This is a genomic window from Aurantimonas sp. NFXS3, from assembly GCF_049132005.1.
GTDB classification, from domain to species: domain Bacteria; phylum Pseudomonadota; class Alphaproteobacteria; order Rhizobiales; family Rhizobiaceae; genus Aurantimonas; species Aurantimonas coralicida.
This window is the reverse complement of record NZ_JAGDDZ010000001.1, coordinates 760,559-786,139: the sequence shown is the minus strand read 5'-3', so window position 1 is coordinate 786,139 and position 25,581 is coordinate 760,559. Positions and strand designations below refer to the sequence as shown.

At 68.5% G+C, this 25,581-nt stretch carries 22 protein-coding genes; 12 read left to right on the top strand and 10 right to left on the bottom strand.

Translation table 11 applies throughout. From position 1 onward, the window contains the following. Positions 1 to 14: 14 nt before the first annotated feature. The 3 genes from J3367_RS03510 to dapA all read right to left on the bottom strand — a co-directional run bounded on the left by J3367_RS03510 (position 15) and on the right by dapA (position 2,036). Positions 15 to 575, bottom strand: a complete 561-nt coding sequence (locus J3367_RS03510) for a peroxiredoxin (RefSeq protein WP_024348684.1) — start codon at positions 573 to 575, stop codon at positions 15 to 17. A gap of 16 nt (positions 576 to 591) precedes the next feature. Then, positions 592 to 1,065, bottom strand: a complete 474-nt coding sequence (gene smpB / locus J3367_RS03505; protein WP_009208946.1) for an SsrA-binding protein SmpB — start codon at positions 1,063 to 1,065, stop codon at positions 592 to 594. Between the two features lie 89 nt (positions 1,066 to 1,154). Then, positions 1,155 to 2,036 carry a 4-hydroxy-tetrahydrodipicolinate synthase gene (gene dapA, locus J3367_RS03500; RefSeq protein WP_009208945.1) on the bottom strand — a complete coding sequence of 294 codons (882 nt, stop codon included), beginning with the start codon at positions 2,034 to 2,036 and terminating at the stop codon, positions 1,155 to 1,157. Between the two features lie 373 nt (positions 2,037 to 2,409). Between dapA and J3367_RS03495 the strand changes: the two genes are divergently transcribed. After that, positions 2,410 to 4,593 carry a lytic transglycosylase domain-containing protein gene (locus J3367_RS03495; protein WP_024348685.1) on the top strand — a complete coding sequence of 728 codons (2,184 nt, stop codon included), beginning with the start codon at positions 2,410 to 2,412 and terminating at the stop codon, positions 4,591 to 4,593. 44 nt (positions 4,594 to 4,637) lie between these two features. Here J3367_RS03495 and J3367_RS03490 read toward each other — a convergent pair whose 3' ends face one another. The 4 genes from J3367_RS03490 to J3367_RS03475 form a co-directional block, all read right to left on the bottom strand. Then, entirely contained in the window at positions 4,638 to 5,609 is a 972-nt protein-coding gene (locus J3367_RS03490; RefSeq protein ID WP_060576968.1) for a hypothetical protein, read from the bottom strand. Positions 5,610 to 6,085: 476 nt separating this feature from the next. After that, complete coding sequence (locus tag J3367_RS03485) at positions 6,086 to 7,315, bottom strand: porin (protein WP_024348687.1); 1,230 nt, start codon at positions 7,313 to 7,315, stop codon at positions 6,086 to 6,088. Between the two features lie 398 nt (positions 7,316 to 7,713). Beyond that, positions 7,714 to 10,362, bottom strand: a complete 2,649-nt coding sequence (locus J3367_RS03480; RefSeq protein WP_024348688.1) for an AAA family ATPase — start codon at positions 10,360 to 10,362, stop codon at positions 7,714 to 7,716. 3 nt (positions 10,363 to 10,365) lie between these two features. Further along, entirely contained in the window at positions 10,366 to 11,514 is a 1,149-nt protein-coding gene (locus J3367_RS03475) for a metallophosphoesterase family protein (RefSeq protein ID WP_024348689.1), read from the bottom strand. A gap of 224 nt (positions 11,515 to 11,738) precedes the next feature. Between J3367_RS03475 and J3367_RS03470 the strand changes: the two genes are divergently transcribed. The 4 genes from J3367_RS03470 (at position 11,739) to J3367_RS03455 (ending at position 17,181) form a co-directional block, all read left to right on the top strand. After that, positions 11,739 to 12,704: a Ku protein gene (locus tag J3367_RS03470; protein ID WP_024348690.1), complete on the top strand. Its 966-nt coding sequence runs from the start codon at positions 11,739 to 11,741 to the stop codon at positions 12,702 to 12,704. 12 nt (positions 12,705 to 12,716) lie between these two features. Further along, complete coding sequence (ligD, locus tag J3367_RS03465) at positions 12,717 to 15,347, top strand: DNA ligase D (protein ID WP_024348691.1); 2,631 nt, start codon at positions 12,717 to 12,719, stop codon at positions 15,345 to 15,347. A gap of 73 nt (positions 15,348 to 15,420) precedes the next feature. Beyond that, positions 15,421 to 15,978 carry a gamma carbonic anhydrase family protein gene (locus tag J3367_RS03460; RefSeq protein WP_024348692.1) on the top strand — a complete coding sequence of 186 codons (558 nt, stop codon included), beginning with the start codon at positions 15,421 to 15,423 and terminating at the stop codon, positions 15,976 to 15,978. Between the two features lie 90 nt (positions 15,979 to 16,068). Further along, positions 16,069 to 17,181, top strand: coding sequence for a pyridoxal phosphate-dependent aminotransferase (locus J3367_RS03455; RefSeq protein ID WP_024348693.1), 1,113 nt, complete (start codon positions 16,069 to 16,071; stop codon positions 17,179 to 17,181). A 67-nt stretch (positions 17,182 to 17,248) separates the two neighbouring features. Here J3367_RS03455 and J3367_RS03450 read toward each other — a convergent pair whose 3' ends face one another. Beyond that, positions 17,249 to 17,521, bottom strand: coding sequence for a hypothetical protein (locus tag J3367_RS03450; RefSeq protein ID WP_024348694.1), 273 nt, complete (start codon positions 17,519 to 17,521; stop codon positions 17,249 to 17,251). Between the two features lie 392 nt (positions 17,522 to 17,913). On the opposite strand from J3367_RS03450, the gene J3367_RS03445 reads away from it, so the two are divergent. From J3367_RS03445 to J3367_RS03425, 5 genes are all read left to right on the top strand, one after another. Next, a complete protein-coding gene (locus J3367_RS03445) occupies positions 17,914 to 18,258 on the top strand; it encodes a DUF2147 domain-containing protein (protein ID WP_024348695.1) in 345 nt (114 codons plus the stop codon). Between the two features lie 163 nt (positions 18,259 to 18,421). Continuing rightward, the gene (locus J3367_RS03440) at positions 18,422 to 18,760 is read left to right on the top strand and encodes a DUF2147 domain-containing protein (RefSeq protein WP_024348696.1); all 339 of its coding nucleotides are present in this window, start codon (positions 18,422 to 18,424) and stop codon (positions 18,758 to 18,760) included. 167 nt (positions 18,761 to 18,927) lie between these two features. Beyond that, positions 18,928 to 19,125: a hypothetical protein gene (locus tag J3367_RS03435; protein WP_155898338.1), complete on the top strand. Its 198-nt coding sequence runs from the start codon at positions 18,928 to 18,930 to the stop codon at positions 19,123 to 19,125. 45 nt (positions 19,126 to 19,170) lie between these two features. After that, positions 19,171 to 20,673 carry an AMP nucleosidase gene (locus J3367_RS03430; protein ID WP_024348698.1) on the top strand — a complete coding sequence of 501 codons (1,503 nt, stop codon included), beginning with the start codon at positions 19,171 to 19,173 and terminating at the stop codon, positions 20,671 to 20,673. Positions 20,674 to 20,678: 5 nt separating this feature from the next. Continuing rightward, on the top strand, positions 20,679 to 21,722 hold the full coding sequence (locus tag J3367_RS03425) for an endonuclease/exonuclease/phosphatase family protein (RefSeq protein ID WP_024348699.1): 1,044 nt from the start codon (positions 20,679 to 20,681) through the stop codon (positions 21,720 to 21,722). A gap of 121 nt (positions 21,723 to 21,843) precedes the next feature. Here J3367_RS03425 and J3367_RS03420 read toward each other — a convergent pair whose 3' ends face one another. Both J3367_RS03420 and J3367_RS03415 read right to left on the bottom strand, forming a co-directional pair. Further along, on the bottom strand, positions 21,844 to 22,236 hold the full coding sequence (locus tag J3367_RS03420) for a lysozyme inhibitor LprI family protein (RefSeq protein ID WP_024348700.1): 393 nt from the start codon (positions 22,234 to 22,236) through the stop codon (positions 21,844 to 21,846). A gap of 59 nt (positions 22,237 to 22,295) precedes the next feature. Continuing rightward, positions 22,296 to 23,969 carry an electron transfer flavoprotein-ubiquinone oxidoreductase gene (locus J3367_RS03415; RefSeq protein WP_024348701.1) on the bottom strand — a complete coding sequence of 558 codons (1,674 nt, stop codon included), beginning with the start codon at positions 23,967 to 23,969 and terminating at the stop codon, positions 22,296 to 22,298. Between the two features lie 231 nt (positions 23,970 to 24,200). Here J3367_RS03415 and J3367_RS03410 point away from each other — a divergent pair, with 231 nt between their 5' ends. Together J3367_RS03410 and J3367_RS03405 are read left to right on the top strand one after the other, a co-directional pair. After that, positions 24,201 to 24,530, top strand: a complete 330-nt coding sequence (locus tag J3367_RS03410; RefSeq protein ID WP_024348702.1) for a DMT family transporter — start codon at positions 24,201 to 24,203, stop codon at positions 24,528 to 24,530. A gap of 37 nt (positions 24,531 to 24,567) precedes the next feature. Next, positions 24,568 to 25,488 (top strand): uracil-DNA glycosylase, encoded by a 921-nt coding sequence (locus tag J3367_RS03405; RefSeq protein ID WP_024348703.1) that lies wholly within the window; start codon positions 24,568 to 24,570, stop codon positions 25,486 to 25,488. Positions 25,489 to 25,581: the final 93 nt, after the last annotated feature.

Here is a 25,581-nt window from a genome sequence, read left to right as displayed (position 1 = left end):
TCGCCGCCTGCGCGTCAGCGCCCGGCGGACAGCCAGGCGACGACATCCGCCGCGTTCCGGTCGGGCGGGAACACCGGGTAGAACACCTTGTCGATGCGCCCGTCGGTGATGATCATCGCCATGCGCTTCAGATACAGCCCGCCGTCGAGTTCGAAGAACGGCAGGTCGAGGGCGCGGCGCAGATCGCCCGCGGCATCCGACAGCAGCGGATAGGGCAGATGCAGTCGCTCGGCCGCCTCGCGCTGCTCGTCAATCGTCTGGGTGGACAGGCCGAACACCCGTGCGACGCCGAGCGCCTGCAATTCGGCATGATGGTCACGGAAGCTGCAACTCTGGGGCGTGCAGCCGCGTGCGCCGGGGAAGTCGTTCCAGCCTTCGGGCAGCGCCGCGTCGGGCCGGCCGGTCATCGGATAGACATAGAGGACGAGGCGGCCGGGCAGACGCGACAGGTCGACCGCTGTCCCGTCCGTTGCCGGCAGCGGCACCGCCGGCAGGCGCGTGCCTTCCAGATGTGCGGCCCCGCCGTCGTCGGTCGGCGGCGTCAGATCATCCGGCAGTCTCGACACGTCGACCATCGGCCTCTTCCCTGGCTCAGGCTTCCTTCAGGATCCGCTGCTTCTGGCGGTTCCAGTCGCGTTCCTTCATGGTCTGCCGCTTGTCGGGCGCGTTCTTGCCGCGCGCCAGCGCCAGCTGCAGCTTGGCCACGCCGCGATCGTTGAAATAGATCCGCAGCGGCACCAGCGTCATGCCGTCCTTCTGGATCGCGCTCGCCAGCCGGCTGAGCTGCGTGCGATGCACGAGGATCTTCCGCCGCCGCTTCGGCACATGGTTGAAGCGGTTGGCCTGCAGATATTCCGGCAGGTTGGAGTTGATCAGCCAGAGCTCGCCGCCCTCTTCGCTGGCGTAGGACTCGGCGATCGACGCCCGCCCCTCGCGCAGCGACTTCACCTCGGTCCCGGTCAGGACGAGGCCGGCCTCAAGCGTGTCGAGGATCTCGTAATTGAAGCGGGCCTTGCGGTTCTCCGCCGCAACGTTCGAGCCTGCCGATTTCTTCTTCTTCGCCATTCAAACCTCGCGCGCGGCCCAGCCGCGCTCCTCTCGCCCCATGATATAGGGGCGAGACGGCATGGTTTCGACCGTCGCGCGACGGCCGATCAGCCGATCAGGCCGGCATGCTTCAGCGCCGCGTCGATCGTGCGTTCGGTGGATTCGTCGATCGGCACCAGCGGCGAGCGCAGGCGGTTGCCCAGCTTGCCGAGCTTCGACAGCGCGTATTTCACGCCGGTCGGGTTCGGCTCGATGAACAGCGCCTTGTGCAGCGGCATCAGCTTGTCCTGGATCTCCAGGGCCTTGGCGTAGTCGCCCGCAAGGCAGGCCGACTGGAATTCGGCCCCCAGCTTCGGCGCGACATTCGCCGTCACCGAGATGCAGCCCTGGCCGCCATGGGCATTGAAGCCGAGCGCCGAGGCGTCCTCGCCGGACAACTGCAGGAAGTCGGGGCCGCAGGTGATCCGCTGCTCCGACACGCGCTCGACGCGGCTGGTCGCGTCCTTGACGCCGATGATGTTGGAGAAATCCGCCGCCAGCCGGCCCATCGTCTCCGGCGTCATGTCGATGACCGAGCGCCCGGGGATGTTGTAGATGATGATCGGCAGCGACACCGACCGGGCGATGGCGGCGTAATGGGCGTAGAGGCCCTTCTGGTTCGGCTTGTTGTAATAGGGCGTGACGACCAGAAGCCCGTCGGCGCCGGCCTTTTCGGCGAACTGCGCGAGTTCGATCGCCTCGACCGTGTTGTTCGAGCCGGCACCCGCCACAACCGGCACCCGGCCACGCGTCGTCTCGATGCAGATCTCGACGATGCGCTTGTGCTCGCCATGGGTCAGTGTCGGGCTCTCGCCCGTCGTGCCGACGGGCACCAGACCGTGCGAGCCCTCGCCGATCTGCCATTCGACGAAGGCCGCGAACGTCGCCTCGTCCAGCGATCCGTCTTCGGCGAACGGCGTCACCAACGCCGGCAGCGAACCCTTGAACATGCTCTCTCTTTCTCCCCACATGCCGGTCATCGAACGGCGGCACGCGCTTCGTCTCGTGAATGTCATCTGGCCGACGACCGTCGCCCGCTGGACCACCCGAAGATGGCGTGCCGGAAGCTGCAATCGGTCCGGGATCGCGGCACCATATTGAAGCGGTCGGGGCGAAACAAGCAGCGCCCGCAGGCCGTCCCGCCCGAAGCCTCGTGACTGTTGCCGGTAACGGCGCTTTAATCGTGGTCGTGAGAGATTTGCAAACCATTCCGGCAATCCGCCATGCCCCGATCGCGACGGTCACAGGCAGCGGCGATTGCGAGCGGAAGTGGCGGGACCCGGCAGTCCATCTGCCTCGGTCCGGACGTCCAGAAGGTTGGCCATGACAGCACAGAATCTTGCGCAGCGGCTCGTGATTGCAGCGGTGATCTCCGCCATGACGGCCACGTCCACACTGGCCCAGGAGGCCGTGTTGCCCCTGCTCGGCCCGTTGCCGACGTCGCGGCCCGCCGTCCATGCGGCCGGGGTCCCGATGGATCCGTGGCGCTTTGGCCGAACGGTCACCACCGCACGCCAGAACCCGGCCCTCGCCCAGGCCGCCCCCGCGGCGACCCCGGCCGGCGCCAGCGCCTTCACCGCCTCGATCGCGGCGATGACCCCGCGCCTCGGTTCGGTGCAGCCGATGCGCGGCGAGTTGAAGGACGGCCTGCAGGCGCTCTCCGACCGCAATGCCCAGAAGGCCCGTGCCATCCGCGAGGGCATGGTGCCCGGCTCGCTCGACCGCCACATCCTCTCCTGGGCGATCGGCCTGACCGGCGGCAAGGACGTGCCGGCCGCCGAGATCGCCCGCACCGCCACCGAGCTCGCCAGCTGGCCCGGCACCAAGACGCTGCGGATCAACAGCGAGAAGGCGCTCTATCGCGAGCAGCTGCCGGCGGGCGAAGTGATCCGCGCCTTCGGCAACGGCAAGCCGGAAAGCCCCGAGGGCGCGATGGCGCTGGCCCGCGCCTATCTGGCCGCCGGCGATGCCGGCCGCGCCAAGGCGCTGGTGTCGCGGGTCTGGCGCGAGGAACGCCTCGACAAGGATGTCGAGCGCCAGTTCCTGGCGAATTTCCAGTCGCTTCTGTCGCGGGCCGACCACAAGCGCCGCATGGACATGCTGCTCTATGCCGAGCGCGTGACCGATGCCGGGCGCGTCGTCGGCATGGCCGGCGCCAAGGCACTCTACGCTGCGCGCGCCGCGGTGATCCGCAACGAGGGCAACGCCGCCAAGCTGTTGTCGGCGGTGCCCAAGGCCGAGCGCGCCGATCCGGGCTACCGCCTCGCGCTGATCGAGTACAATCGCAAGCACGACAAGGTCGAGGAAGCCGCGCAACTCCTCATCGACGCACCGCGCGACGTCGATGCGCTGGTCGATCCCGACGCCTGGTGGAACGAGCGCCGCATCGTCGCCCGCGATCTCCTCGATCTCGGCAAGCCGAAGCTTGCCTATCGCGTCGCCGCCATGCATCTGGCCGAAAGCGCCTCGGAACAGGTCGAGGCCGAGTTTCACGCCGGCTGGATCGCCCTGCGTTTCCTCAACGACCCGGTGACGGCGCAGCGTCATTTCGCCCAGATCGTCCAGATCTCCAGCATGCCGCTGTCCCTGTCGCGCGGCTATTACTGGCTGGGCCGTTCGGCGCAAGCCGGCGCCTCGGGCTCGGCGGCCAGCTATTACGCCAAGGCCGCGCATTATCCGGCGACCTATTACGGTCAGCTTGCGGCCGCGCGCCTCGGCCGCAAGCCCGAAGCGATCAGCTTCCCCCGTCCGAGCGACGCCGAGCGCCGCCGCTTCGAGCAGCGCGAGGCGGTCCGGGCGATCCGGCGCCTGGAGGAGATCGGCTCCGACTGGCGGGCCGACAGCCTCTATCGCGCGCTTGCGGACGAGTTGGAGAGCCCGGGCGAACTCGCGCTTCTCTCGGTCATGGCGGAGCGGCGCGGCGACCATCATCTGGTGCTGCAGGTCGGCAAGCTGGCCTACTGGCGCGGCATCGACGCCCCGGCCCTCGCCTTCCCCATCGGCGTGATCCCGGCAAGCGCCAACATCTCGGCGGCAGGCAAGGCGCTGGCCTATGCCATCGCGCGCCAGGAAAGCGCCTTCAACCCGAAGGCCCGCTCATCGGCCGGCGCGCTTGGCCTCCTGCAGCTCATGCCGAACACCGCCAAGAGCGTCGCCCGCAAGGTGGGTGTCAGCTATTCGCCGGACCGGCTGACCAGCGATCCTGGCTACAACGCCACCCTCGGCGCGCATTTCCTCGGCGAGCAGATCGCCGATTTCGGCGGCTCCTACGTGCTGACCTTCGCGGCCTACAATGCCGGCCCGCGGCGCGCCCGCGAATGGATCGAACGGTTCGGCGATCCGCGCGGCAAGCCGCTCGACCAGGTCGTCGACTGGGTCGAGCGCATTCCCTACACCGAGACCCGCAACTACGTGCAGCGCATCATGGAAAATTACGGGGTCTACAAGATGCGCCTCGGCGCCGGCTTCGACATCGAGCGCGACCTGCGCTTCGGCCGCGGCGGCTGACCGCCGCCGCTTGAAGCCCGGAAGTGGCAGCAGGCGCGCCGGCCTCAGCCGGCCGCCTTGCCCTGTGACAGGGCACGGGCCTGTTCGACCCAGGCCTCCCGGCCGATCCGGCCGCTGAAGCCGATCGCCGCTTCGATCGCCGCGATCTCGCTCTCGCCGAACGCCGCGATCTGGTCGAAGCGGAAGATGCCCTGCTCGAACAGGAGACGCTCGACCGTCGGGCCGATCCCCTTGATCCGCGTGAGATCGTCCGGCGCCTGCGCCCCCTCTCCCGTGTCGATCACCGGCGCATCGGCGGCTGCGGCAGCAGGCGGCGCCTCGACGCCCGCATCCTCGCCGCCCGCACTGGCTGAACTGTCGGCGTCCAAATCCGTCTCCACGTCCGCGCTCGCCGGCGCGCCGCGCAACGGCGCCGGCCCTCCGGCCGTGCGGAACGCGGCGACATAGGACCCGTCATCGGCAGGCACCGGCGTCAGGGCCGGCGGCACGGCGCTGTCGTCCTCGACCATCCCGGGCGCTGCCTCGCCGCCATCGAGATTGGCATAATCCACCGTCCGGAAATCCTGGTCGAAGCGCGCGGAACGGTGCTTCAACGCCAGCGGGTCGGCCGGTATGCCCTCACGATCGGCGAGGTCGGGCGTCGGCGCGTCGGGATGCGGCCCGGAGAACGCGATCCGTTCGCCGGGAAGCTGCGGCATGGGATCGGGAACGCGCCCGGCCTCGCTACCGCGGATCACCTCCGCTGCAATGACGCTGCCGCCGAAATTCGAGAACACACCCGACTGGCTGGGTTCGGCCGGTCGCCTCTGGTCCGGCGGCGGCGGGCTCCAGGTCGAATGCATGCGCCGCTGACGCGCGCGATCCTCAGCGATCGTCGCCCGGTCCCGCGACAATCGGGTGTAGTCCACCGAGCGGAAATTGCGGTCGAAGGGTGCGGCCCGGTGCTTGACGGCGAGCGGGTCTTCCGGCGGGACCGGTGCCGCAGACTTGGGCGCGGCGGCAGGCTTCGCCGCCACCTCTGCCTTCGCGGAGTCTGCGCCCCCTCCGTTCGATGCGGACGGCACGTCCTGACCGGCAACGTCCTGCGAGTCGGTCTCGGGCGGAGCAGGAGCAGGCCTCGCCGCAGCATTGTCGACGGCCTCGGCCCCGTCCATGCGCGCGGGGGCCGGTGTTTCAGCAGCTTGGGAGGTCTTGTCGTCCCTGGGCCCTCGGCTCCCTGCCCGGCCGCTGTCGCCGCGAAGAAGGCGGGACAGTCGGGTGAGACCTGCGGTCGTGGCGGCAAGCACGATCAACTTGCCAAGGAAGGACGTCATCTGGCCGGCTCCGCAGTCGATGAAGATGCGGGACTAGCTAGTGGGAGTGTGCAGCGCGGCAACCGCCGGTCGGCAGGACCGTCGATCCGCCGGACGGACGTCTTGCGGTGACAGTCACGGCCACAAACAAAAAGAGCCCGGCGCGAACGCCGGGCTCTCTAGACGATATGTCTGCTCTATTAGAAGGAGCGGACGAAGCGGAGGAAGCCCGCCGTCTGGTCGATCGAGTTGTCAGCGAAGCCGTTGTCGCCGTTGAAGTCGAGGTTGGCGTAGGAGATCTCAGCCAGCATGTCGAAGTTGTTGGTGATCTCGTAGCCGACGTTACCGACCAGCTTGTAGTAGTCGCCGTTGCCACGGTTCGTGAAGGCGGTGGCAGTGGTGAAGCCGTAGGTGTCGAAGGTCTCACCGTAGACGCCGGACACGGCGATGCCGAGCTTGCCGAACTGCTGAGCGTAACCAGCACCGATCTGCCACTCGACCGGCAGGGTACCGGTGAACAGGTCGATCTGCGTGCCGAGCGTAGCGGCATTCGAGAACAGGCCGATCGTGGAGTAGCTCGACGGGTCGAAGGCGTAGGAACCCTCGATCTTCAGCTCGGAGTCGGCAGCGATCAGGTCCGTGAGGGACAGACCGGCCTTCAGAGCGAAAGCACCATCGTCTTCGCGCGGATCGAAGCCGACGACGAACGGTGCGAAGGACGCACGGTTGATCAGGCCCGTAGCGAAGTCGACTTCCTCGTCGTACGAACCGGCGAGGTAGATCGAGCCCCAGCCACCGGCATAGGCCAGGCGACCAACGACGTCCGGAGCAAAGTCGCCCGTGCCATCGTCTTCGAGCGACAGAGCGGCGGTAAAGCCGTTTGCAGCGTAGGTGTAGGAGACGCGGTTGGTCTGGTAGTCACCGACCGGCAGGTCCGTGTCCGTCAGCAGGCCGTCGCCTTCGGTCCAGAGGCTGTCCAGGTAACCCATGGTCAGGCCACCGAGCTGGATGAAGCCCATGTCCATGCGGTAGTTGGCGTCGTTGCTGTAGGCGCCGAAGGCGTTCTGAGCCTGGACGCGAGCGAAGGCGCGCAGGGTGCCGAGCTCGGTCTCTTCACGAGCGTCGAAGTTCAGGCGGACGCGGACGGCGGAGCCGGCCTGGTAGTTGTCGCCTTCGAGGTTCGTGAGGTAGTCGTTGCCGAAGTCGTCCTCGATGCCGCCAGCGACGTTGTACTGGAAGCGTACGTAGCCGTTGATCGACAGGCAGGTCTCGGTGCCCGGGATGTAGTAGAAGCCCGTGCCGTAAACGTCGCAAACGCGAACGTAGTCGACCGGCTCCGGAGCAACCGGCATAATGACGTCCGCAGCGCGGGCGCCGGAGACTGCGACGAGAGCCGCAGCGGAGCCGAGAAGAAGGCTCTTAATGTTCATGTCCTGACCTCCAGTCATTTTTTATAGGTTAGGGTTGGGCCTTATACGAAGGACAGCCTTCCCTGCCCCATCCCCTGTGCGAAAGTCCGAAGCGAATGCCCCCTCGATCTCTCTGTGGCGACAATATCCACCAGCGTTCTGGATGCAATCGCCTAAATGCCACATTGGGGCTTCTGGGGTGCTTTGGACACACCCCTGTTGCGGGGATGCCACTTTTTCATTCACCACTTGTTAAGAATCGCCGGTTTGCAGGGGTTTGCGGCCACCTCTGACGGCCTTCGCCCGGGGCCTTGCCGGGTCCCGGACCGCGCGGAACAGGCCCTCCAAACGGCATTTGCCCCTTCGCGGCCCGAAATGCGGCGCGGGTGATTCCCGCCCCGAAACGGCCGTCCGGCGGGTCAGAGTCGGAAGATCGGCGCCCCGAGATCGCGGAAGTCCCGCTCGCGGCAGGTCAGGACGATGATCTGCAGATCTTCCGCCGCCTTCTGCAGGACGAGATGCATCCGTTCCAGGCGCTTCTCGTCCGTATTGACCAGCGCATCGTCGAGGATCACCGCGGCCGGATGCCCGCCCTTCTTCAGGACATGGGCCAGCGCGATGCGGGTGACGACCGCCACCTGTTCCCGCGCGCCCGCCGACAGGCGGCGGAAATCCTCCGCGACGCCGGCCCGGTGCAGGCTGCGGATTTCCAGCGTGGTGTCGTCGAGTTCGATCTCGGTGCCGGGATGAATCAGCTTCAGATACGGCGCGACCTGGGTCTTGATCGGCCCCAGCCAGTGTTCGCGCGCCTCGCGCTGGGCGCCGATCAGCGTGGTGTGCAGCAGACGCGAAGCGTCGGCTTCGAGCCTGAGGCGCGAGAGCCGCGTCTCCAGCGTGCCGATCTCGCCCTCGAGACGGGCGATCTCCTCGCCGAGGCCGGTGGCGCCCTGGGCCCGCAGCTCGCCTTCCAGCGTGAGCGCTTCGTCCTTCAGCGCCGCCATGTCGCGGCGGATCGATTCGAGCGCCTTCCTGCGCGTCGTCAGGGTCAGGCGCACCGTCTCCGGATCGGCATTGTCGCGTTCGCGCTGGCGCATCGCCGCAACGGCGGCCTTGGCCGAACGCTCCAGCTCCGCGGCCGCCAGATCCTCGGCCAGTGCCGTGCGCGGCCGCACGGCTTCGGCCTCGGCGAGTTCGCGGCGCAGGCGATCGGCCTCGGCCTGCCGGAAACCGGCTTCCGACTCTGCCGCGGCAATCCTGGCAAGACTGCCGGACGCGGCCCGGCGCACCTGCTCCAGCTCGGCGCCGGCTGCATCGAGGCGCCGCCGCGCTTCCTGGCGGATCTGCCGGATGCGCTCGCCATCGGCCGCAATCGGCTCGGCGGCATCTCCCGCGGCCTCCGGCGAGAGGGCTGCGCGCCGGGCAAGGTCAGCCCGCAACTCCTCCAGCGTCGACACCGTGGCCGTCACGCCCTCGGGCAGCAGCGCCGCCAGCTGCTTGGCCAGTGCAGCCGCTTCGATCCGGCGGTCTTCGGCGACTCTGGCGCGGGCGCGCGCCGCGTCGGTCGATTCGACGCCGAAGCGTTTCAAGAGCGCCGCGCGCTCGGTTGCCGCCGCTTCGCTGTCATGGCGGAGGGTTTCCGCGTCACCGCCGGGCTCCACCACGATCCGGCCGAAGCCGTCGAGCGTGAAGCCGGTGGGGACCGTCACCCGGACGGCAGCGCCGGGCGCCACGGCCTGCCCGGCCGGGTCGGTGACGCCGGCGTCGCCGTCGGGCTCGAACCGGATGGTCGGCGCGGCCACCGAAAGGCGGACCGCGGCGTCGCGCACCCGCTGGTCGGCCGCATCGAGCGCCTTGATCGCAGCCGCGTCGATCGCCGGCGCGCCGTCGGGCCGGCGCAGCTCGGCGAGGCGCGCATCCAGCGTCCGGCCTTCCTTCAGGCGGCGCTCCAGCGCGGCGATCTCATCGGTCAGGCGCTTCACCTCGGCGCGCGAACGCTGGGCCTCGTCGGCGGCGTCGGCCTGTTCCGCGGCCAGCCGCGCGGCCTCGCGCGCCGCTTCCGCCCGCTCCAGTCCGGCCCGCTCCTCGATGCCGGCCGCCCGCAACTCGTCGAGCGTGGCCGCACTCTCCCCGGCCACCCGCGCCGCCTCGGCAACCGTCGCCATCAGCTTGTCGCGCTGGGACAGGCGCTCGGCCGCCGCGTCGCGCCGCGCCAGCGCATGCTGCACGTCGCGCTCGGCCTCGCCGCATTCCCGGTCGAGATTCTCCGCGCGGACCGCCGCCGCTTCCGCCGCTTCCAGCGCCTGCTCGGCTTTCGGCAGAGCGGCGTCGCGCTCATAGGCGCGCAGCTTGCGCCGGCGCTCCTCCAGACGGTCGAGCCGGTCCTGGAAGTCGCGCCAGAGCGCCGTCTTGGCGGACAGCTCGTCGCGCAGCTCAGAGAGACGCTCTTCCGTCTCGCGCACGGGCGACGAGCGGGCGACCTTAAGCGTCTCGGTAAAGAAGCGGTCCTGCAGCGCCTTGGCGCTGGCGATCAGGCTGCGCCCGCGCTCGCCGCCGAGAATCTGCCCGACCTCGCCCTCCAGCGAAGCCGTCACCGCGTCGCGGCCGACACCGACATCGAGGCCGCCGGTCGAGCGCCCCTGCTCCACCCACAACAGGCCGAAGGCGCCCTGGTGCTTGTCGAGCTTGGGCTCGCCCGCGCCCGGATGGGTGAAGCGGAACAACTCGGCGAGATGCTCCTCCACCGCGTCGCCCGACAGCTTGCCGCCGGCCCAGACGAGCTCGGCCGCCGGCCGCTGCAGGAAGGCCTTGGTCAGCGTGTAGCTCGTCCCGTCGATCTCGAAACCGACCTCGACCTCGGGCCGCGCCTGCCGGTCATAGGGTCCGAGCGCCTTCACCGCCTCGCCGCCGGCCCGGTGCTTCTGGAAGAAGGCGGCGCGCAGCGCGGTCAAGAGCGTCGACTTGCCGGCCTCGTTGTCGCCGACGATGACATTGAGGCCCGGCTCGATCAGCGGCAGTTCGGCCGAGCGGATACCGGCGAAATCGGTGAGGCGAAGCGACTTCAGATACATGGCTCAGCCCTTTGCCGTGCCGGAGCCGTCGGCCGCGGTGCCTAAGAGCCGGCGGTGCTCGACATAGGCCATGCGCAATGCCAGCTGCGCGGCGGCGCGCTCCGGGTCCTGCGGATCGGCTGCCCGTTCGCGCAGCCGGTCGATGGCCACGCGCACGAAGCCGCCGACATCGATCAGGTCGAGATCCTCCGCGTCCGGCTCGTCGATCAGCCCGGCGTCGCGCAGCCGCAGATCGAAGAGCCGCGCCGACCACTCGCCCAGCGCCGCGTCCAGCCGCACCCGTTCGCGCAGCGGCAGGCTGCCGGTCAGGGTCAGGTCGAGCAGCGTCTCGCCGGGACGGGTCAGTTCCGCCAGGGCCGCGTCGAGACCGTCGATGGCGCCGTCGAGCCTGAGTTCCATCGCGCGCCAGTCGAAACGGGCGGTGCGTACCCGCTCGATGCGCGGCGCCGCGCCTGGCGCGTCGATCTCGACGATCGCCACATGGCCGGGCTCGTTGGCCGGATAGCGGTCCGGCTCGGGCGTGCCGGCATAGACCGTGCGCGGTGCGATCTCGACGAAGCCGTGCCAGTCGCCGAGCGCCAGATAGTCGAGCCGCGCCCGCTCGGTGCGGTCGTCGGCGATCGGATTGCCGGATTCGGCCTTGGCCGGCAGCCGGTTGGCGACCGAGCCATGGGCCAGCCCGATGCGCACGGCGCCGGCGGGCGTCTCGGCGTGGTCGAACCAGGCCGTCAGATCGGCGCCCTCGTGGCGGCGGGTCAGCGGCGCCGGCAGGATCACCGCCGCGCCGTCCTTCAGATCGATCGGCTCCGGCCGGTCGGCGATGGCCACCGCGGCCTGGCCGCTGCGCCGGCGCAGCCGCGTCCAGACGGATTCGCTCAAGGCGGCGTCGTGATTGCCCGGCAGCATGATCCATGGGCCGGAAAAGCCCGCCATCGCCTCCAGCGTCCGGTGCAGATCGCGATCGGACACCGTGTTGTCGTCGAAGGCGTCGCCCGCCACCAGCACCGCGTCGCAGCCGCGCGCCTGCGCCAGCGCGGCGATCCGCGCGACCACGGCGAAACGCTCGGCCCGCAGTTCGCCGCGGCGGTCCGGCTCGAACTGGCCGAAGGGCTTTCCGACCTGCCAGTCGGCGGTATGGAGAATCCGGATCAAGGGCTTGGCGCGGTCAGTTCGGTTGCAGGGCGAGGATGGCGTTCGCAGAACGTGCTGCCCGAGTGCCGGCCGATACGCAAGGTTGCGGCGGCACAGCCCTTAGCCATCAACCACTTTTCGCCGGCCGCCAACGCGCGCAGGGCGACGGGGTGACTCAACGGGAACGAGTCGCCGCCCGCGTCCGTTCTACCGGCGCGGCAGTCTGTCTTGTCTGGAGTATGTGAATGGCGCCTCGTCCCATCTGGAAAGGCCAGATCCGGCTTTCCCTCGTCTCAATCCCGGTCGAAATGTTCTCGGCCACCCAATCCGGTGCCTCGATCAGCTTCCGCCAGATCCATCGCGAGAGCGGCAAGCGCATCCATTACGACAAGGTGGTGGAAGGCATCGGCCCGGTCGACAAGGACGAGATCGTCAAGGGCTACGAGGTCGGCAAGGACGACTACGTGCTGCTCACCGACGAGGAGATCGAGGACGTCAAGATCGAGACCAAGAAGACGCTGGAGCTCGTCCAGTTCGTCGACACCTGCTCGATCCCGCCGCTCTATTTCGACAAGCCCTATTATGTCGTGCCCCAGGACGAGCTGGCCGAGGACGCCTTCCGCGTCGTGCGCGACGCCTTGCGCCAGGCCAAGAAGACCGGGCTCGGCCAGTTGTCGCTGCGCGGCAAGGAATATCTCGTGGCGCTGCGCCCCTGCGGCACCGGCCTGCTGCTGGAGACGCTTCATTACGAGGACGAGATCCGCAAGTCCGATACCATCTTCTCCGACATCTCCGACGCGGAGACCGACGGCGATCTCCTCGACGTCGCGACCCAGCTCATCGAGAAGAAGACCGCCCCCTTCGACGCCTCGAACTTCAAGAACCACTACACCGCGGCCCTCAAGGCGCTGATTGCCGAGAAGCGCAAGAAGGGCGGCAAGGCCCGCGTCACCGTCGAGGACGACGAACCGGCACCGGCCAGCAAGGGCAGCAATGTCGTCGACCTGATGGCGACCCTGAAGAAGAGCCTCGAAAGCGGCGGCGGCGACAGCGGCGAGAAGAAGAGCGGGGCCAAGTCCGGCGCGTCGTCCGCACGGGGCAGCAAGGCCAAGACCACGCCGAAGTCGCGCAGCACCAAGGCGAGCGGCAGCAAATCGACCAAGTCCGGCTCGGCTGCGAAGGCCACCACCAGCCGGCGCAAGAGCGCCTGACGGGTCGCGGTCATGGCAGCAAAGAGCGACGCCCTGCTCGAAACCTACCGGCAGAAGCGCGACTTCGCCAAGACGCGCGAGCCCAGCGGCTCGGAGGCGGAGAAGATCGCCGGCGACGGCCTGTTCTTCTGCGTCCAGAAGCATGACGCGACGCGCCTTCACTACGATTTCCGCATCGAGTGGGAAGGCGTCCTGAAGAGCTGGGCGGTCACCAAGGGGCCCAGCCTCGACCCCGCCGACAAGCGCCTCGCGGTCCGCACCGAAGACCATCCGATGGACTACGGCACCTTCGAGGGCACGATCCCCAAGGGCGAATATGGCGGCGGCACGGTGATGCTCTGGGACCAGGGAACCTGGGAGCCGCTGGAGGATCCCGACAAGGGCTTCGCCAAGGGCAGCCTCAAGATGCATCTCGAGGGCGAGCGCATGCGCGGCAACTGGGCGCTCGTGCGGATGAAGCCGCGGAACGGCGAGAAGCGCGAGAACTGGCTGCTGATCAAGGAGAAGGACGAGGCGGTCGATCGTCGGCGCAATCTCCTGAAGGCCGACAAGAGCGTGAAGACCGGGCGCAGCATGGCCGCCATCGCCAAGGGCGACGACGTCTGGGACACCGACCGCACGGCCGACGACGCGAGCGAGGAACCGGGCGGCAAGAAGAGCAAGGCGTCCTCGACCGAGACGAAGACCGCCGCGAAGGACAAGAAGCCGTCGGCCAAGCCCGCCAAGGGCAAGGCGGCCAAGCCGCTGCCCATGCCGGCCTTTTCCCCGCCGCAGCTCGCCACCCTCGTCGATACGGCACCGGCCGGGCGCGACTGGGTCCACGAGATGAAATATGACGGCTACCGCGTGCTGATCGCCATCGGCGACGGCAAGGTCAGCTGCTGGACCCGCAACGAGCAGGACTGGACCGAGCGCTTCACCGGCATCGCCGAGGCCGCCGCGACGCTGAACTGTCGCAGCGCGCTGATCGACGGCGAGGTGGTCGCTTTCGACGCCGATGGCGGCACCGATTTCTCCACCCTCCAGAAGCATCTGTCGGAGGGCGGCCCCCTCTCCTGCTTCTGTTTCGACCTCCTGCATCTTAATGGCGAGGATCTGCGCGATGAGCCGCTCACCGACCGCAAGGCGGCGCTGCGCGATCTCCTCGACGGGCACGAGACCCAGACGCTGCTCTACAGCGATCACATCACCGGCAGCGGCGAATCCGTCTTCAAGAAGGTCTGCGCCTCCGGCCATGAAGGCATCATCGCCAAGCGCGCCGATGCGCCCTATCGCAGCGGCCGCTCGCGCAACTGGCTGAAGGTGAAATGCACCCGCCGGCAGGAATTCGTCATCGGCGGCTGGAAACCGTCGGACAAGAAGAGCCGGCCGTTCTCCTCGATCCTGCTCGGCGTGATGGACGGTGACACGCTGGTCTATCGCGGCCGTGTCGGGTCGGGCTTCGACGAGGAGGCCATGGCCGATCTGAAGGCCCGCTTCGCCGATCTGGCGCGCAAGACCTCGCCCTTCGCCGAACTCGCCTCCGATGTGAAGCGCGCCGCCCGCTTCGTCACGCCCACTCTGGTGGCCGAGATCGAGTTCGCCGAGATCACCGCCGACGGCTCCATCCGCCACGGCGTCTTCAAGGGACTGCGCGAGGACAAGGAGGCCGGGGACGTGACCGACGAGCGACCGACATCCGCTCCGGCGTCGGGGCGCAAGGGCGGCAAGTCCGCCGCGAAGGCGACCCCGTCGCCGCAGGGCACCGGCGCTGCGCCCGATCGGGTGGCCGATGTGCGGCTGACCCATCCCGGGCGCGTGGTCTTCGAGGGCCAGGGCGTCACCAAGGGCGACCTCGCACTCTATTACGAGAAGATCGCCGACCGCATGCTGGCCCATGCCGGCAACCGGCCGCTGTCGCTGGTCCGCTGCCCGCAGGGCGGCGACAAGCGCTGCTTCTTCCAGAAACACGACAGCGGTGGCTTTCCCGACGCGGTCGAGACCGTCGCCGTCACCGAGAAGGACGGCAGCAAGGCCGATTATCTCACCGTCGGCAGCGCCGCCGGCCTCGTCGGCGCCGTGCAGATGAACACCCTCGAATTCCACATCTGGGGCGCCCACAACGACAGGCTGGAAAAGCCCGACCGGCTGGTCTTCGACCTCGATCCCGACGAGGGCCTCGATTTCGGCGACGTGAAACAGGCCGCCTTCGACCTGCGCGACAGCCTCGCCGATCTCGGCCTGACGACCTTCGCCATGGTCACCGGCGGCAAGGGCGTCCACGTCATCGCGCCGCTGGAGCGCCGCCAGGGCTGGGACGATCTGAAGGCCTTCGCCCGCGGTTTTGCCCATCTGCAGGCGCGCGAGGAGCCGGACCGGTACGTCGCCACCATGTCCAAGGCCAAGCGCACCGGCAAGATCTTCATCGACTGGCTGCGCAACGAACGCGGCGCGACGGCCATCGCCCCCTATTCCACCCGCTCGCGCGCCGGCGCGCCGGTGGCGACGCCCGTCACCTGGGACGAACTGGCCGAACTCGACGCCGCCAATGGCTTCACCCTCGACGCGGTCGCCGCCCGCCTCGAGGAAGCCGATCCCTGGGCCGACTACGATTCGGTACGCCAGTCGCTGACCAAGGCGATGCTCAAGGCGGTGGCGGAATGAGGCGCCGCCGCCGCGCTTGATTCCCGCCCCCCGCTGACGCAGTTTCGCTGCGCATCAGCTCGGGAGGTTGCCCATGCCCATTTACGCGCTCGACGAAGACCGGCCGGAATTGCCGGACGATAACAGCGTATTCGTCGCGCCGGGGGCGCATGTCATCGGCCGGGTGCGGCTCGGCCGCAATGTCGGCATCTGGTTCGGCGCCGTGCTGCGCGGCGACAACGAATGGATGACCATCGGCGACGACACCAACATCCAGGACAATTGCACCCTGCACAGCGATGCCGGCTTTCCGCTGACCATCGGCGCCGGCTGCACCCTCGGCCACGCCGCCATCGTCCATGGCTGCACCATCGGCGACAATTCGCTGATCGGCATGGGCGCGACGGTGCTCAACGGCGCCAAGATCGGCCGCAACTGCATCGTCGGCGCCAATGCGCTGGTGACCGAGGGCAAGGAATTCCCCGACAATTCGCTGATCGTCGGCGCGCCGGCGCGGGTCGCCCGCACGCTGGACGAAAAGGCCGAGGCCGGGCTGAAACTGTCGGCCGAGCATTACGCCCGCAACGCCCAGCGCTTCGCCAGGGGCCTCGTGCCGATCGAGCCGGGCAACGCCAAAGCGCCGAAGGCCTGACCCCACGGCCCGGCCATCGCCGCCGGGCCGCATGCCTGCCGCGTCGCCCCGCGCTGCGACGGCTCTTTCCATTCCCGTCCGGAGTTCCCCATGCCGCTCTTCACCGATCTCGTGCGATTGCTGCCCGCTTCGGTGCCCTTCGTCGGGCCGGAAGCGCTGGAGCGGCAGACCGGCGTGCGCTTCAAGGCGCGCCTCGGCGCCAATGAGAGCGTCTTCGGCCCGTCGCCGAAGGCCGTCGAGGCGATGACGCGGGCCGCCGCCGACAGCTGGGGCTATGGCGATTCCGCCAATCACCACCTGAAGGAGGCGCTGGCGGCGCATCTCGGCCTCGCGCCGGACAACATCATGGTGGGCGAAGGCATCGACGGGCTGCTCGGCCTGCTGGTGCGCCTCACCTGCGAGCCCGGCGACCGCGTCGTCACCTCCCACGGCGCCTATCCGACCTTCAACTACCATGTGGTCGGCCACGGCGCGGCGCTGGACTTCGTGCCCTATCGCGACGACCGCGAGGATCTCGACGCGCTGATCGCCCGCACCCGCGAACTGAAGCCGAAGCTGCTCTACGTCTCCAATCCCGACAATCCGACCGGCTCCTGGTACGAGGCCGCGGAGATCGAGCGGCTGATCGACGCCGTGCCGGCGGAGACGATCCTCGTTCTCGACGAGGCCTATGCCGACATGGCCCCCGCCTCGGCCCTGCCGGCGATGGGCGTCATGCGCCCCAATCTTCTGCGCTTCCGCACCTTCTCCAAGGCCTATGGCCTTGCCGGTGCGCGCGTTGCCTATGCCATCGGCGAAGCCGGGACGATCGTGCAGTTCGAGAAGGTCCGCAACCATTTCGGCATTTCGCGCGTGTCGCAGGTCGGCGCGCTCGCGGCGCTGCGCGACCAGGACTATCTGCGCCGGACGGTGGAGAAGATCGTGGCCGCTCGCGGCAGGCTGGCGGAGATCGCCACGACGGCCGGGCTGATCCCGCTGCCGTCGGCGACCAATTTCGTCGCCATGGATTGCGGCGGCGACGGGGCCTATGCCCGCGCGATTCTGGAGGCCGTGATCCGGCGCGGCGTGTTCATCCGCATGCCGGGCGTTGCGCCGCTCGACCGGATGATCCGCGTGACCGTCGGCCGCGACGAGGATCTGGCGATCTTCGAGACCGCGCTCGGCGAGGCGCTGACGGAAGTGGGCCGGCCCCGGACGGCCTGACGGCGGCCGCTTGTGTCAGAGGCGGGGCGACGATGCGCCCGATGCCGTGAAGACGCGTCGCGTGTGATCAGTGACGGGTCATCCACTGGCGCGCGGCGCGCAGCGCGGCGGCGACCTCGGCCTTCGACATCTGGCTGGCGACGTCCTGCCGGTGATAGGCGGCCGCGTCCGATCCCTTGCGATCGGCGAGGTTGAAATACATGTGGGCGGCGACGAAATCGACCGCGCCGTCATGGCCGCAGGCCGCGCGCATGCCGAGGTCGAAGAGGATGTCGGCGTCGACGAACACCGCGCCGCTGGCCGAGATGTCGTCGTAGTTCTGGAAGTCGATGCGAGCCATTGTCTTTCGCGTCCCTGTCGCTGTTGATCGGCTGCTGTCCGATGGGTCGAGAATGACCGCGACGACTGAAGGGGTGCTTAAAGTTTTCGATTAATTCGAGATAAATGCGTGTGAGCATTTGGTTCGGGAAAACGCGCTCAAGCCCATGAACCTTCGGGACAATCCGATCTGAGGACGGACCGCTTCCGTTTCGGAAGATTCACCCATTGCTAACCGTACACTCGCATTCCATGCCTCTGCGGCAGATCTTCCGCCCTGGTGCCCATCGCCGATTTTGCCCATCCGGCAGGCGCGCCAGCATTGCCATTTGCGGCGTCTCGTTTACTCTTACGTGAAGGGAAGCGTCACGGTGTCGAGGAGGACGCCGGCTTGCCCTGATGGGGAGCGAGAACATGAAGCGACTGATACTGGCGGCCGTGCTCGGCCTTGGCATGGGCGGCATCGCGCACGCCGATCCGATCGAGGGCAACTGGAAGATGCCGTCCGGCTACAATGCCAAGATCACCAGCTGCGGCGGCGCCTTCTGCCTGACCTACACGACCGGCCCCCACAAGGGGAAAACCTTCGGGCAGATGCAGCCGACCGGCAAGGGCAAATATGCCGGCACGGTCACCGACTACACCAAGGGCGGCAAGGAATATTCCGGCAAGGGCGCGCTGTCCGGCAACACGCTGTCGGTGTCCGGCTGCGTCCTCGGCGGCCTGATCTGCCGCTCGCAGAGCCTCACCCGCCTCTGATCCGGCCGGGTGGGCAGGCCTCCCTGCCCGCCCGTTCCGCGAACCACTTGGCGCGTACCGGCCCGCATCGGTCCGTCATCGATGGCGACATATCGGCTGCGCAACCCTTGGCGCGGCAGCGGCGTTCTGTCTGTTCGATCCTGAACAGACCACGGAGCCCGCCATGAAGACGATCCTCATCGCAGCCGCCGCCGCCATGGCGCTCGGCACCTCCGCATGGGCCGCCGAGCCCATCGTCGGCAAATGGCGCGCGCCGGGTGGCGGCATCGTGCAGGTGTCGAGCTGCGGCGGCGCCTATTGCGCCGAAGTGATCTCCGGCCAGCACAAGGGCAAGTCCGTCGGCCGCATGACCGGCAGCGGCGCCGACTACGAGGGCGAGGTGATCGACCCCCGCGACGACCGCACCTACAGCGGCAATGCCGTGGTCAAAGGCGGCAAGCTGGAGCTCACCGGCTGCGCCCTCAAGATCTTCTGCAAGACCCAGACCTGGGTGAAGCTCTGAGCCGCGCCGCCTGACCGGCACCAACAACCGACCGCCGCCGCGCACCAACACTCGCCCCGTCTGCGGCTCCGCACCCACTCTCGCCCGGCCATCCGAGCCGGGCGCGTGTCAGCCTCGCTTCAGCGCCATGTGCAATTGTGGCGAAAATGCTGTAGGGCGGCACCATGATGACACGAATGACCGCGCTGACGGTCCTGATCGCCGGGATCGGCACTGTCCTGAGCTTCCTGGTGCAGGACATCGGCGAGCGCCCCGGCAGCGCCTTCGGATCCCTGACCGGCGACGATTGCGATTATCGCCGCGGCATCGTCTGCCCGCTGGTCCGCGATCCGATCGTTCTGCAGAACACCACCGGCGGATTTTGAGACCCGGCGTCTTCTCGCTGCCGTGACAGCCGGTTAGACAGGGGCATGACCGAGATCGTTCCCGCCCCGGCCGAGAGCCGCATCGTCACCCCCGAGACCGCCGAACGCCGCCCTTACTGGGATGCGCAGGAGGCCGTCGCGGAAGTCATCCGCCTTTATGGCCGCTCCGTCGCCTTCCTGTCCGACAGCTTCGACGCGGTGCTGAAGGATGGCGATCTCGACCATCGCTACCGCGCCTATTATCCGGAAATCTCGCTGGCCACGACGACCCATGCGCGGGTCGATTCGCGCCTCGCCTTCGGCCATGTGCCGCGCCCTGGCCGCTACGCGACGACGGTGACCCGGCCGGACCTGTTCGAGCGCTACCTGGTGGACCAGATCGCGCTCCTGATCCGCAATCACGGCCAGCCGGTGCTGGTCGGCGATTCCACCACGCCGATCCCGCTGCATTTCGCCTTCGGCGAAGGCACCTATGTGGACGGCAGCATGGCCGAGCGGCTCGACCGGCCGCTGCGCGACGTCTTCGACGTGCCCGATCTGGAAGCCACCGACGACCGCATCGTCAACGGCAACCACGAGACCGGCCCCGGCGAGGAAATGCCGCTGGCGCCCTTCACGGCCCAGCGCGTCGACTATTCGCTGCACCGGCTGTCGCACTACACCGCGACCCATCCGGCGCATTTCCAGAACTTCGTCCTGTTCACGAACTACCAGTTCTACATCGACGAATTCTGCATGATGGCGCGCGAGATGATGATGCGTGGCGGTGATGGCTATGTCGAATTCGTCGAGCCGGGTAATGTCGTCACCAGCCCCGGCGAGGCCAAGCCGCATCAGGGCGTCGCCCCGTCCCGGCTGCCGCAGATGCCGGCCTATCACCTCAAGCGCGCCGACGGCCACGGCATCACCATGGTCAATATCGGCGTCGGCCCGTCCAACGCCAAGACGATCACCGACCACATCGCCGTGCTGCGCCCCCATGCCTGGCTGATGCTCGGCCATTGCGCCGGCCTCAGAAACAGCCAGGAGCTGGGCGACTACGTCCTTGCCCATGCCTATGTGCGCGAGGATCACGTCCTCGACGCCGACCTGCCGGTCTGGGTGCCGATCCCGGCGCTGGCCGAAGTGCAGGTGGCGCTGGAGAAGGCCGTCGAGGAGGTCACCGGCCTGTCCGGCTACGAGCTGAAGAAGATCATGCGCACGGGCACGGTCGCCACCATCGACAACCGCAACTGGGAACTGCGCGACCATCGCGAGCCGGTCGAGCGGCTGTCCCAGTCGCGGGCCATCGCCCTCGACATGGAATCGGCGACCATCGCGGCCAACGGCTTCCGCTTCCGCGTGCCCTACGGCACCCTCCTCTGCGTCTCCGACAAGCCGCTGCATGGCGAGTTGAAGCTGCCGGGCATGGCGACGGAATTCTACAAGCGGCAGGTGGCCCAGCATCTGCGCATCGGCATGCGGGCGCTGGAGCTGATGTCCGAACTGCCCTCCGAGCGGGTTCATTCGCGCAAGCTGCGCTCCTTCTTCGAGACGGCGTTCCAGTAGACACCATGGCAGGGACCGGAACGACAGACCCGCCGGCGCGTGGGCGAACCGGCGGTCGCCGCTGGCTGCGGTGGACGCTCGCGGCCCTGGCGCTGGCCTGCGCCGTGGCGATCGTCGCCGGCTTCTTCGGCGATCGCGTCGCCGCCTTCGATTCCGTTGGGCATTTTCGCGCCCATCTGTCGGTCGCCGCCCTGCTCGTCGGCATCGCCGCGCTGATCGCCGGCCCGGCCATCCCGCGCATCGCCGGCGCCGCGGCACTCGCCGCAGCCCTCGCCGGCTTCGCGACCGTGGCGCCCTATGTCCTGCCGGACAGCACCCCGATGGCCGCCGACGCCGTCGAGGGCCGGCCGGCCTATCGGCTGCTGCAGATGAATCTGCGCTACGACGTCGCCGAGCCGGCCGAGGCCATCCGCCGGATCGCCGCCGAAGCGCCCGACATCGTCACGCTGCAGGAAACCGGGCGCGACTGGCAGGCGCGGCTCGAAACCCTGTCGGCCACCTATCCGCATCAGTTCTACTGCAGCGGCCCCTTCGCGCAGGGCAACGTCGCCATCCTGTCGAAGCGCCCCTTCGTCGACGAGGCCGGATATTGCGACGTGGTGAACGGCTTCGCCGCGCGGCGCATCGACTTCAACGGCACCGTCGCGACCATCGTTTCCCAGCATTTGCAATGGCCCTGGCCCTTCGGCCACTGGCGCCAGCTGGACGAACTGCAGGAGACGCTGGGCCTGCTCCGCGGCCCGGTGCTGGTCGCCGGCGACTTCAACGCCGCGCCGTGGAGCGCCGCACTGGAAACCTATGCGGCGGCCAGCGGCACGACACCGACGACGGGCATCGGCTTCACCTGGCTCCTGCGCGCCCTGCCGGGAGCATTGGCGCCCTATATCGGCCTGCCGATCGACCACGTGCTGGCGACACCCGGCATCGTGGTCCGGCAGCTCGGCACGCTGGCGCCCACCGCCTCCGATCACCTGCCGATCGCCGCGACCTTCAGCCTGCCGGCCCCGGCGCCGGCCGCCCCGGATACCCCGCTGGCCGCCGCGCTGTAGCTCTGCGGCCGTTCCGGCTTCGATATTATCGGATAGACCGGGCACTCGTCGCCCTGAGGCGGCACCAGGTTGATGCTCTGGTTCGGATCGTTGGTGGCCTCGGGGATCCTGTAATGCCCCCTTACTGCGGCGCGACCGACACCAGGATCTCGTTCAGCGCCTGTGTCCGTTGCGCGATGACGAAAGCCCGGCAGGACGGATAGGACAGGTGCCGGCCGATCGAACCGTAATTCGCCGGATCCAGGTAGAACAGGCAGCTCTTGTCGCGGTAGGTGAGCCACGCCCGCTGCTCGTCGCGAAGCATCGGCTGGCTCTCCTCGGGAAGCTCCGCCAGGAGCGCCTGCCACGCCGCGTTGAGGCGTGCATCCTCGCGCTCGATCCAGGCACCGCCGCAGTCCCCCATCTCCCGCATGCTGGCATCGGCCTCGCGCAGGCACGCATCATAGGCGTCGTCGGCGCGCGCCGGCAGCGCCAGCAGGAGGGCCAGGAGGATCAGCGGCAAAGCCAGGCGCATGGCGGTCTCCCCTTCACGACACGACGTGCAACGCTGCGCAGGTCAGCGAGACGCGGCTCCTACATCACCTGATAGACCGGCCCCTCGCCACCCTGCGGCGGCACCCAGTTGATGTTCTGGTTCGGGTCCTTGATGTCGCAGGTCTTGCAGTGGACGCAGTTCTGGGCGTTGATCACGAACTTCTCCTCGCCGCCCTCCTGCACCCATTCGTAGACGCCGGCCGGGCAGTAGCGCTGCGACGGGCCGGCATAGACCGCGAATTCGGAATCGTGCTGCAGCTGCGGGTCCTTGACCTGCAGATGGACCGGCTGGTCCTCCTCGTGATTGGTGTTCGACAGATACACCGAGGAGACCTTGTCGAAGGTCAGGACACCGTCGGGCTTGGGATAGTCGATCTTCTTATGCTTGGCCGCCGGCTCCAGGCAGGCATGGTCGGGCTTGCCGTGCTTCTGGGTGCCGAAGAACGAGAAACCGAACAGCGAGTTGGTCCACATGTCGAGGCCGCCCAGCCCGATGCCGAGCAGGGTGCCGTATTTCGACCAGAGCGGCTTGACGTTGCGCACCGGCTTCAGGTCGCGGCCGATCGCCGACGTGCGCCATTCGTCGTCATAGGCCGACAGCACGTCGTGGGCGCGCCCCGCCTTGATCGCCTCGGCGGCCTTCTCGGCGGCCAGCATGCCCGAGGTCATGGCGTTGTGGACGCCCTTGATCCGCGGCACGTTGACGAAGCCGGCCGAGCAGCCGATCAGCGCGCCGCCCGGGAAGACCAGCTTCGGCACCGACTGCCAGCCGCCCTCGGTGATGGCGCGCGCGCCATAGGCGATGCGCTTGCCGCCTTCCAGGAGTTCGGCGATGTCGGGATGCGTCTTGAAGCGCTGGAATTCCTCGAAGGGCGACAGATACGGGTTCTTGTAGTTCAGGTGGACGACGTAGCCGACATAGACCTGGTTTTCGCCCAGGTGGTACAGGAACGAGCCGCCGCCGGTGCCGCTGTCGAGCGGCCAGCCGAAGGAGTGCTGGACCCGGCCCGGCTTCGACTTGGCCGGATCGATCTCCCACAATTCCTTCAGCCCGATGCCGAACTTGCCCGGCTCGCGGCCCTCGTCGAGGCCGTAGCCGCGGATCAGCTGCTTGGCCAGCGAGCCGCGCACGCCCTCGCCGATCATCACGTATTTGCCCATCAGCGCCATGCCGCGCTGATACATCGGGCCGGGCTCGCCGGTGCGGGCAACGCCCATGTCGCCGGTGGCGACGCCGATCACCGCATTGCTCTCGTCGTAGAGGATCTCGGAGGCCGCGAAGCCCGGATAGATCTCGACGCCCAGCGCCTCGGCCTTCTCGGCCATCCACTTGCACACGAGCCCCAGCGACACGACGAAATTGCCGTGATTGTTCATCAGCTTCGGCATCAGCGCATTGGGCAGGCGGAGCGAGCCGCTGGCGCCGTAGAGATAGAACCGGTCGTCGGTGACCTTGGTCTTGATCGGCGTCTCTTCCTCGCGCCATTCCGGCAAGAGGATGTCGAGGGCCGAGGGATCGAGCACGTTGCCGGACAGGACATGGGCGCCGACCTCGGCGCCCTTCTCCAGGACCACGACGGAGAGCTCCGGATCGATCTGCTTTAGCCGGATCGCCGCCGACAGACCCGCCGGCCCGGCGCCGACGATCACCACGTCGAATTCCATCGACTCGCGTTCGGGCAGGGTCTCGGTCTGGCTGGCGGTATCGCTCATCGTCTCTGGGTCCTTTCGGTGGCGCGGGCAGATGCCGCGCATCCTCGTACACATTCGCACCGTGTGCCGTCGTTCCAAGACTAGGGCACGGGCCTGTTTGGACGAGTTCTAGCCTGATTGACCTTTCCGTCAAACAGCCGGCGTCGTGCGGATCGTCGCGGACGTCCCCGGCCCTTGACGCGCCGCCCGCGGGCGGATCAGACAGCACCGGCCCGACACAAGGAGACCGGCTTGAACGCGCTCTATCTCGGCATCGCGATTCTCTGCGAGATCGTCGGTACCACCGCCCTGAAATCCACCGAAGGCTTCACCCGGCTCGCACCCTCGCTGGTCACCGTGGCGACCTATGTGCTCGCCTTCTACTTCCTGTCGCTGCCGCTGCGCACCATGCCGGTCGGCATCGTCTATGCGATCTGGTCGGGCACCGGCATCGTGCTGCTGGCCCTGATCGACATCCTCTGGTTCCGCGTCACCCTCGACCTGCCGGCCCTTCTCGGCCTGGCGCTGATCGTCGGCGGCGTCCTCGTCATCAACCTGTTCTCCCAGTCGCTCGGACACTGACGCCGCCGTCGCGCCGCGCGGAAAAATCGGCTAGGGAATGGCCATGAACGCCGAGCCCCACCCCATCGACCGCGAGGCGGCCATCGCCCTCCTCGAATGGTACCGCGCCGCCGGCGTCGATGCGGTGACCGGCGAGGCCGCGCGCGACCGCTTTGCCGAGACGCAGGCCGAGATCGCCGCCCGCAAGGCCCGGCGCGGCCCGCCGGCGGGCGCCACCCCGGCAGCGTCCGGCGATGCCCCGCGCCCCGCACAGGAGACGAGGGCCGCCCCGGCCAGGACGCCGCAGCCGGCCGAGGAGCCCGGCTTCCCCTCGCCGCGCATCGCGGTGCCCGACGATATCGCCGTCGCCGATGCCCGCGAACGCGCCCGCTCGGCGACGACCCTGGCCGAGTTGCGGGCCGCGCTGGAGGATTTCGACGGCTGCAATCTGCGGATCTCGGCCCGCTCGACGGTGTTCGGCGACGGCAGCGAGACCGCCGATGTGATGCTGGTCGGCGAAGCGCCGGGCCGCGAGGAGGACACCGCCGGGGTGCCCTTCGTCGGCCGCTCCGGGCAGCTCCTCAACCGCATGCTGGAATCCATCGGGCTCGAGCGCGAGGCGGTGCGGGTGACCAACACCGTGCCCTGGCGCCCGCCCGGCAACCGCCCGCCGACGCCGGCCGAAACGCAGATCTGCCTGCCCTTCGTCCAGCGCCATATCGAACTGGTGGCGCCGAAGATCCTGGTCTGCCTCGGCTCGCCCTCGGCCAAGGCGATCCTGGGGGCGCAGGAGGGCATCCTGCGGGTGCGCGGCCGCTGGACGACCTACAGCTTCGGGCTGGAGCAATGCGACGCGATCGACGCGGTGGCGATGCTGCATCCGGCCTATCTGCTGCGCCAGCCGGCCCAGAAGCGCCTCGCCTGGCGCGACCTGATCGCCCTGCGCGAGCGTCTGGCGCAGAAATCGACGCCGGGCTGACGCGGGACCGGGCCGCCGCACGAATCGGCGGCGAAAAGGCACTCGCCAAATCGGTCCGAAACGCCTAGCTCTGCCCGCGAGGCAACGCGCCGC

Excerpts from the sequence above, each read along its gene's own strand:
- J3367_RS03510 (WP_024348684.1), bottom strand. The coding sequence starts at position 575 with ATGGTCGACGTGTCGAGACTGCCGGATGATCTGACGCCGCCGACCGAC.
- smpB (WP_009208946.1), bottom strand. The coding sequence starts at position 1,065 with ATGGCGAAGAAGAAGAAATCGGCAGGCTCGAACGTTGCGGCGGAGAAC.
- dapA (WP_009208945.1), bottom strand. The coding sequence starts at position 2,036 with ATGTTCAAGGGTTCGCTGCCGGCGTTGGTGACGCCGTTCGCCGAAGAC.
- J3367_RS03495 (WP_024348685.1), top strand. The coding sequence starts at position 2,410 with ATGACAGCACAGAATCTTGCGCAGCGGCTCGTGATTGCAGCGGTGATC.
- J3367_RS03485 (WP_024348687.1), bottom strand. The coding sequence starts at position 7,315 with ATGAACATTAAGAGCCTTCTTCTCGGCTCCGCTGCGGCTCTCGTCGCA.
- J3367_RS03480 (WP_024348688.1), bottom strand. The coding sequence starts at position 10,362 with ATGTATCTGAAGTCGCTTCGCCTCACCGATTTCGCCGGTATCCGCTCG.
- J3367_RS03470 (WP_024348690.1), top strand. The coding sequence starts at position 11,739 with ATGGCGCCTCGTCCCATCTGGAAAGGCCAGATCCGGCTTTCCCTCGTC.
- ligD (WP_024348691.1), top strand. The coding sequence starts at position 12,717 with ATGGCAGCAAAGAGCGACGCCCTGCTCGAAACCTACCGGCAGAAGCGC.
- J3367_RS03460 (WP_024348692.1), top strand. The coding sequence starts at position 15,421 with ATGCCCATTTACGCGCTCGACGAAGACCGGCCGGAATTGCCGGACGAT.
- J3367_RS03455 (WP_024348693.1), top strand. The coding sequence starts at position 16,069 with ATGCCGCTCTTCACCGATCTCGTGCGATTGCTGCCCGCTTCGGTGCCC.
- J3367_RS03450 (WP_024348694.1), bottom strand. The coding sequence starts at position 17,521 with ATGGCTCGCATCGACTTCCAGAACTACGACGACATCTCGGCCAGCGGC.
- J3367_RS03445 (WP_024348695.1), top strand. The coding sequence starts at position 17,914 with ATGAAGCGACTGATACTGGCGGCCGTGCTCGGCCTTGGCATGGGCGGC.
- J3367_RS03440 (WP_024348696.1), top strand. The coding sequence starts at position 18,422 with ATGAAGACGATCCTCATCGCAGCCGCCGCCGCCATGGCGCTCGGCACC.
- J3367_RS03435 (WP_155898338.1), top strand. The coding sequence starts at position 18,928 with ATGACACGAATGACCGCGCTGACGGTCCTGATCGCCGGGATCGGCACT.
- J3367_RS03430 (WP_024348698.1), top strand. The coding sequence starts at position 19,171 with ATGACCGAGATCGTTCCCGCCCCGGCCGAGAGCCGCATCGTCACCCCC.
- J3367_RS03425 (WP_024348699.1), top strand. The coding sequence starts at position 20,679 with ATGGCAGGGACCGGAACGACAGACCCGCCGGCGCGTGGGCGAACCGGC.
- J3367_RS03420 (WP_024348700.1), bottom strand. The coding sequence starts at position 22,236 with ATGCGCCTGGCTTTGCCGCTGATCCTCCTGGCCCTCCTGCTGGCGCTG.
- J3367_RS03415 (WP_024348701.1), bottom strand. The coding sequence starts at position 23,969 with ATGAGCGATACCGCCAGCCAGACCGAGACCCTGCCCGAACGCGAGTCG.
- J3367_RS03405 (WP_024348703.1), top strand. The coding sequence starts at position 24,568 with ATGGCCATGAACGCCGAGCCCCACCCCATCGACCGCGAGGCGGCCATC.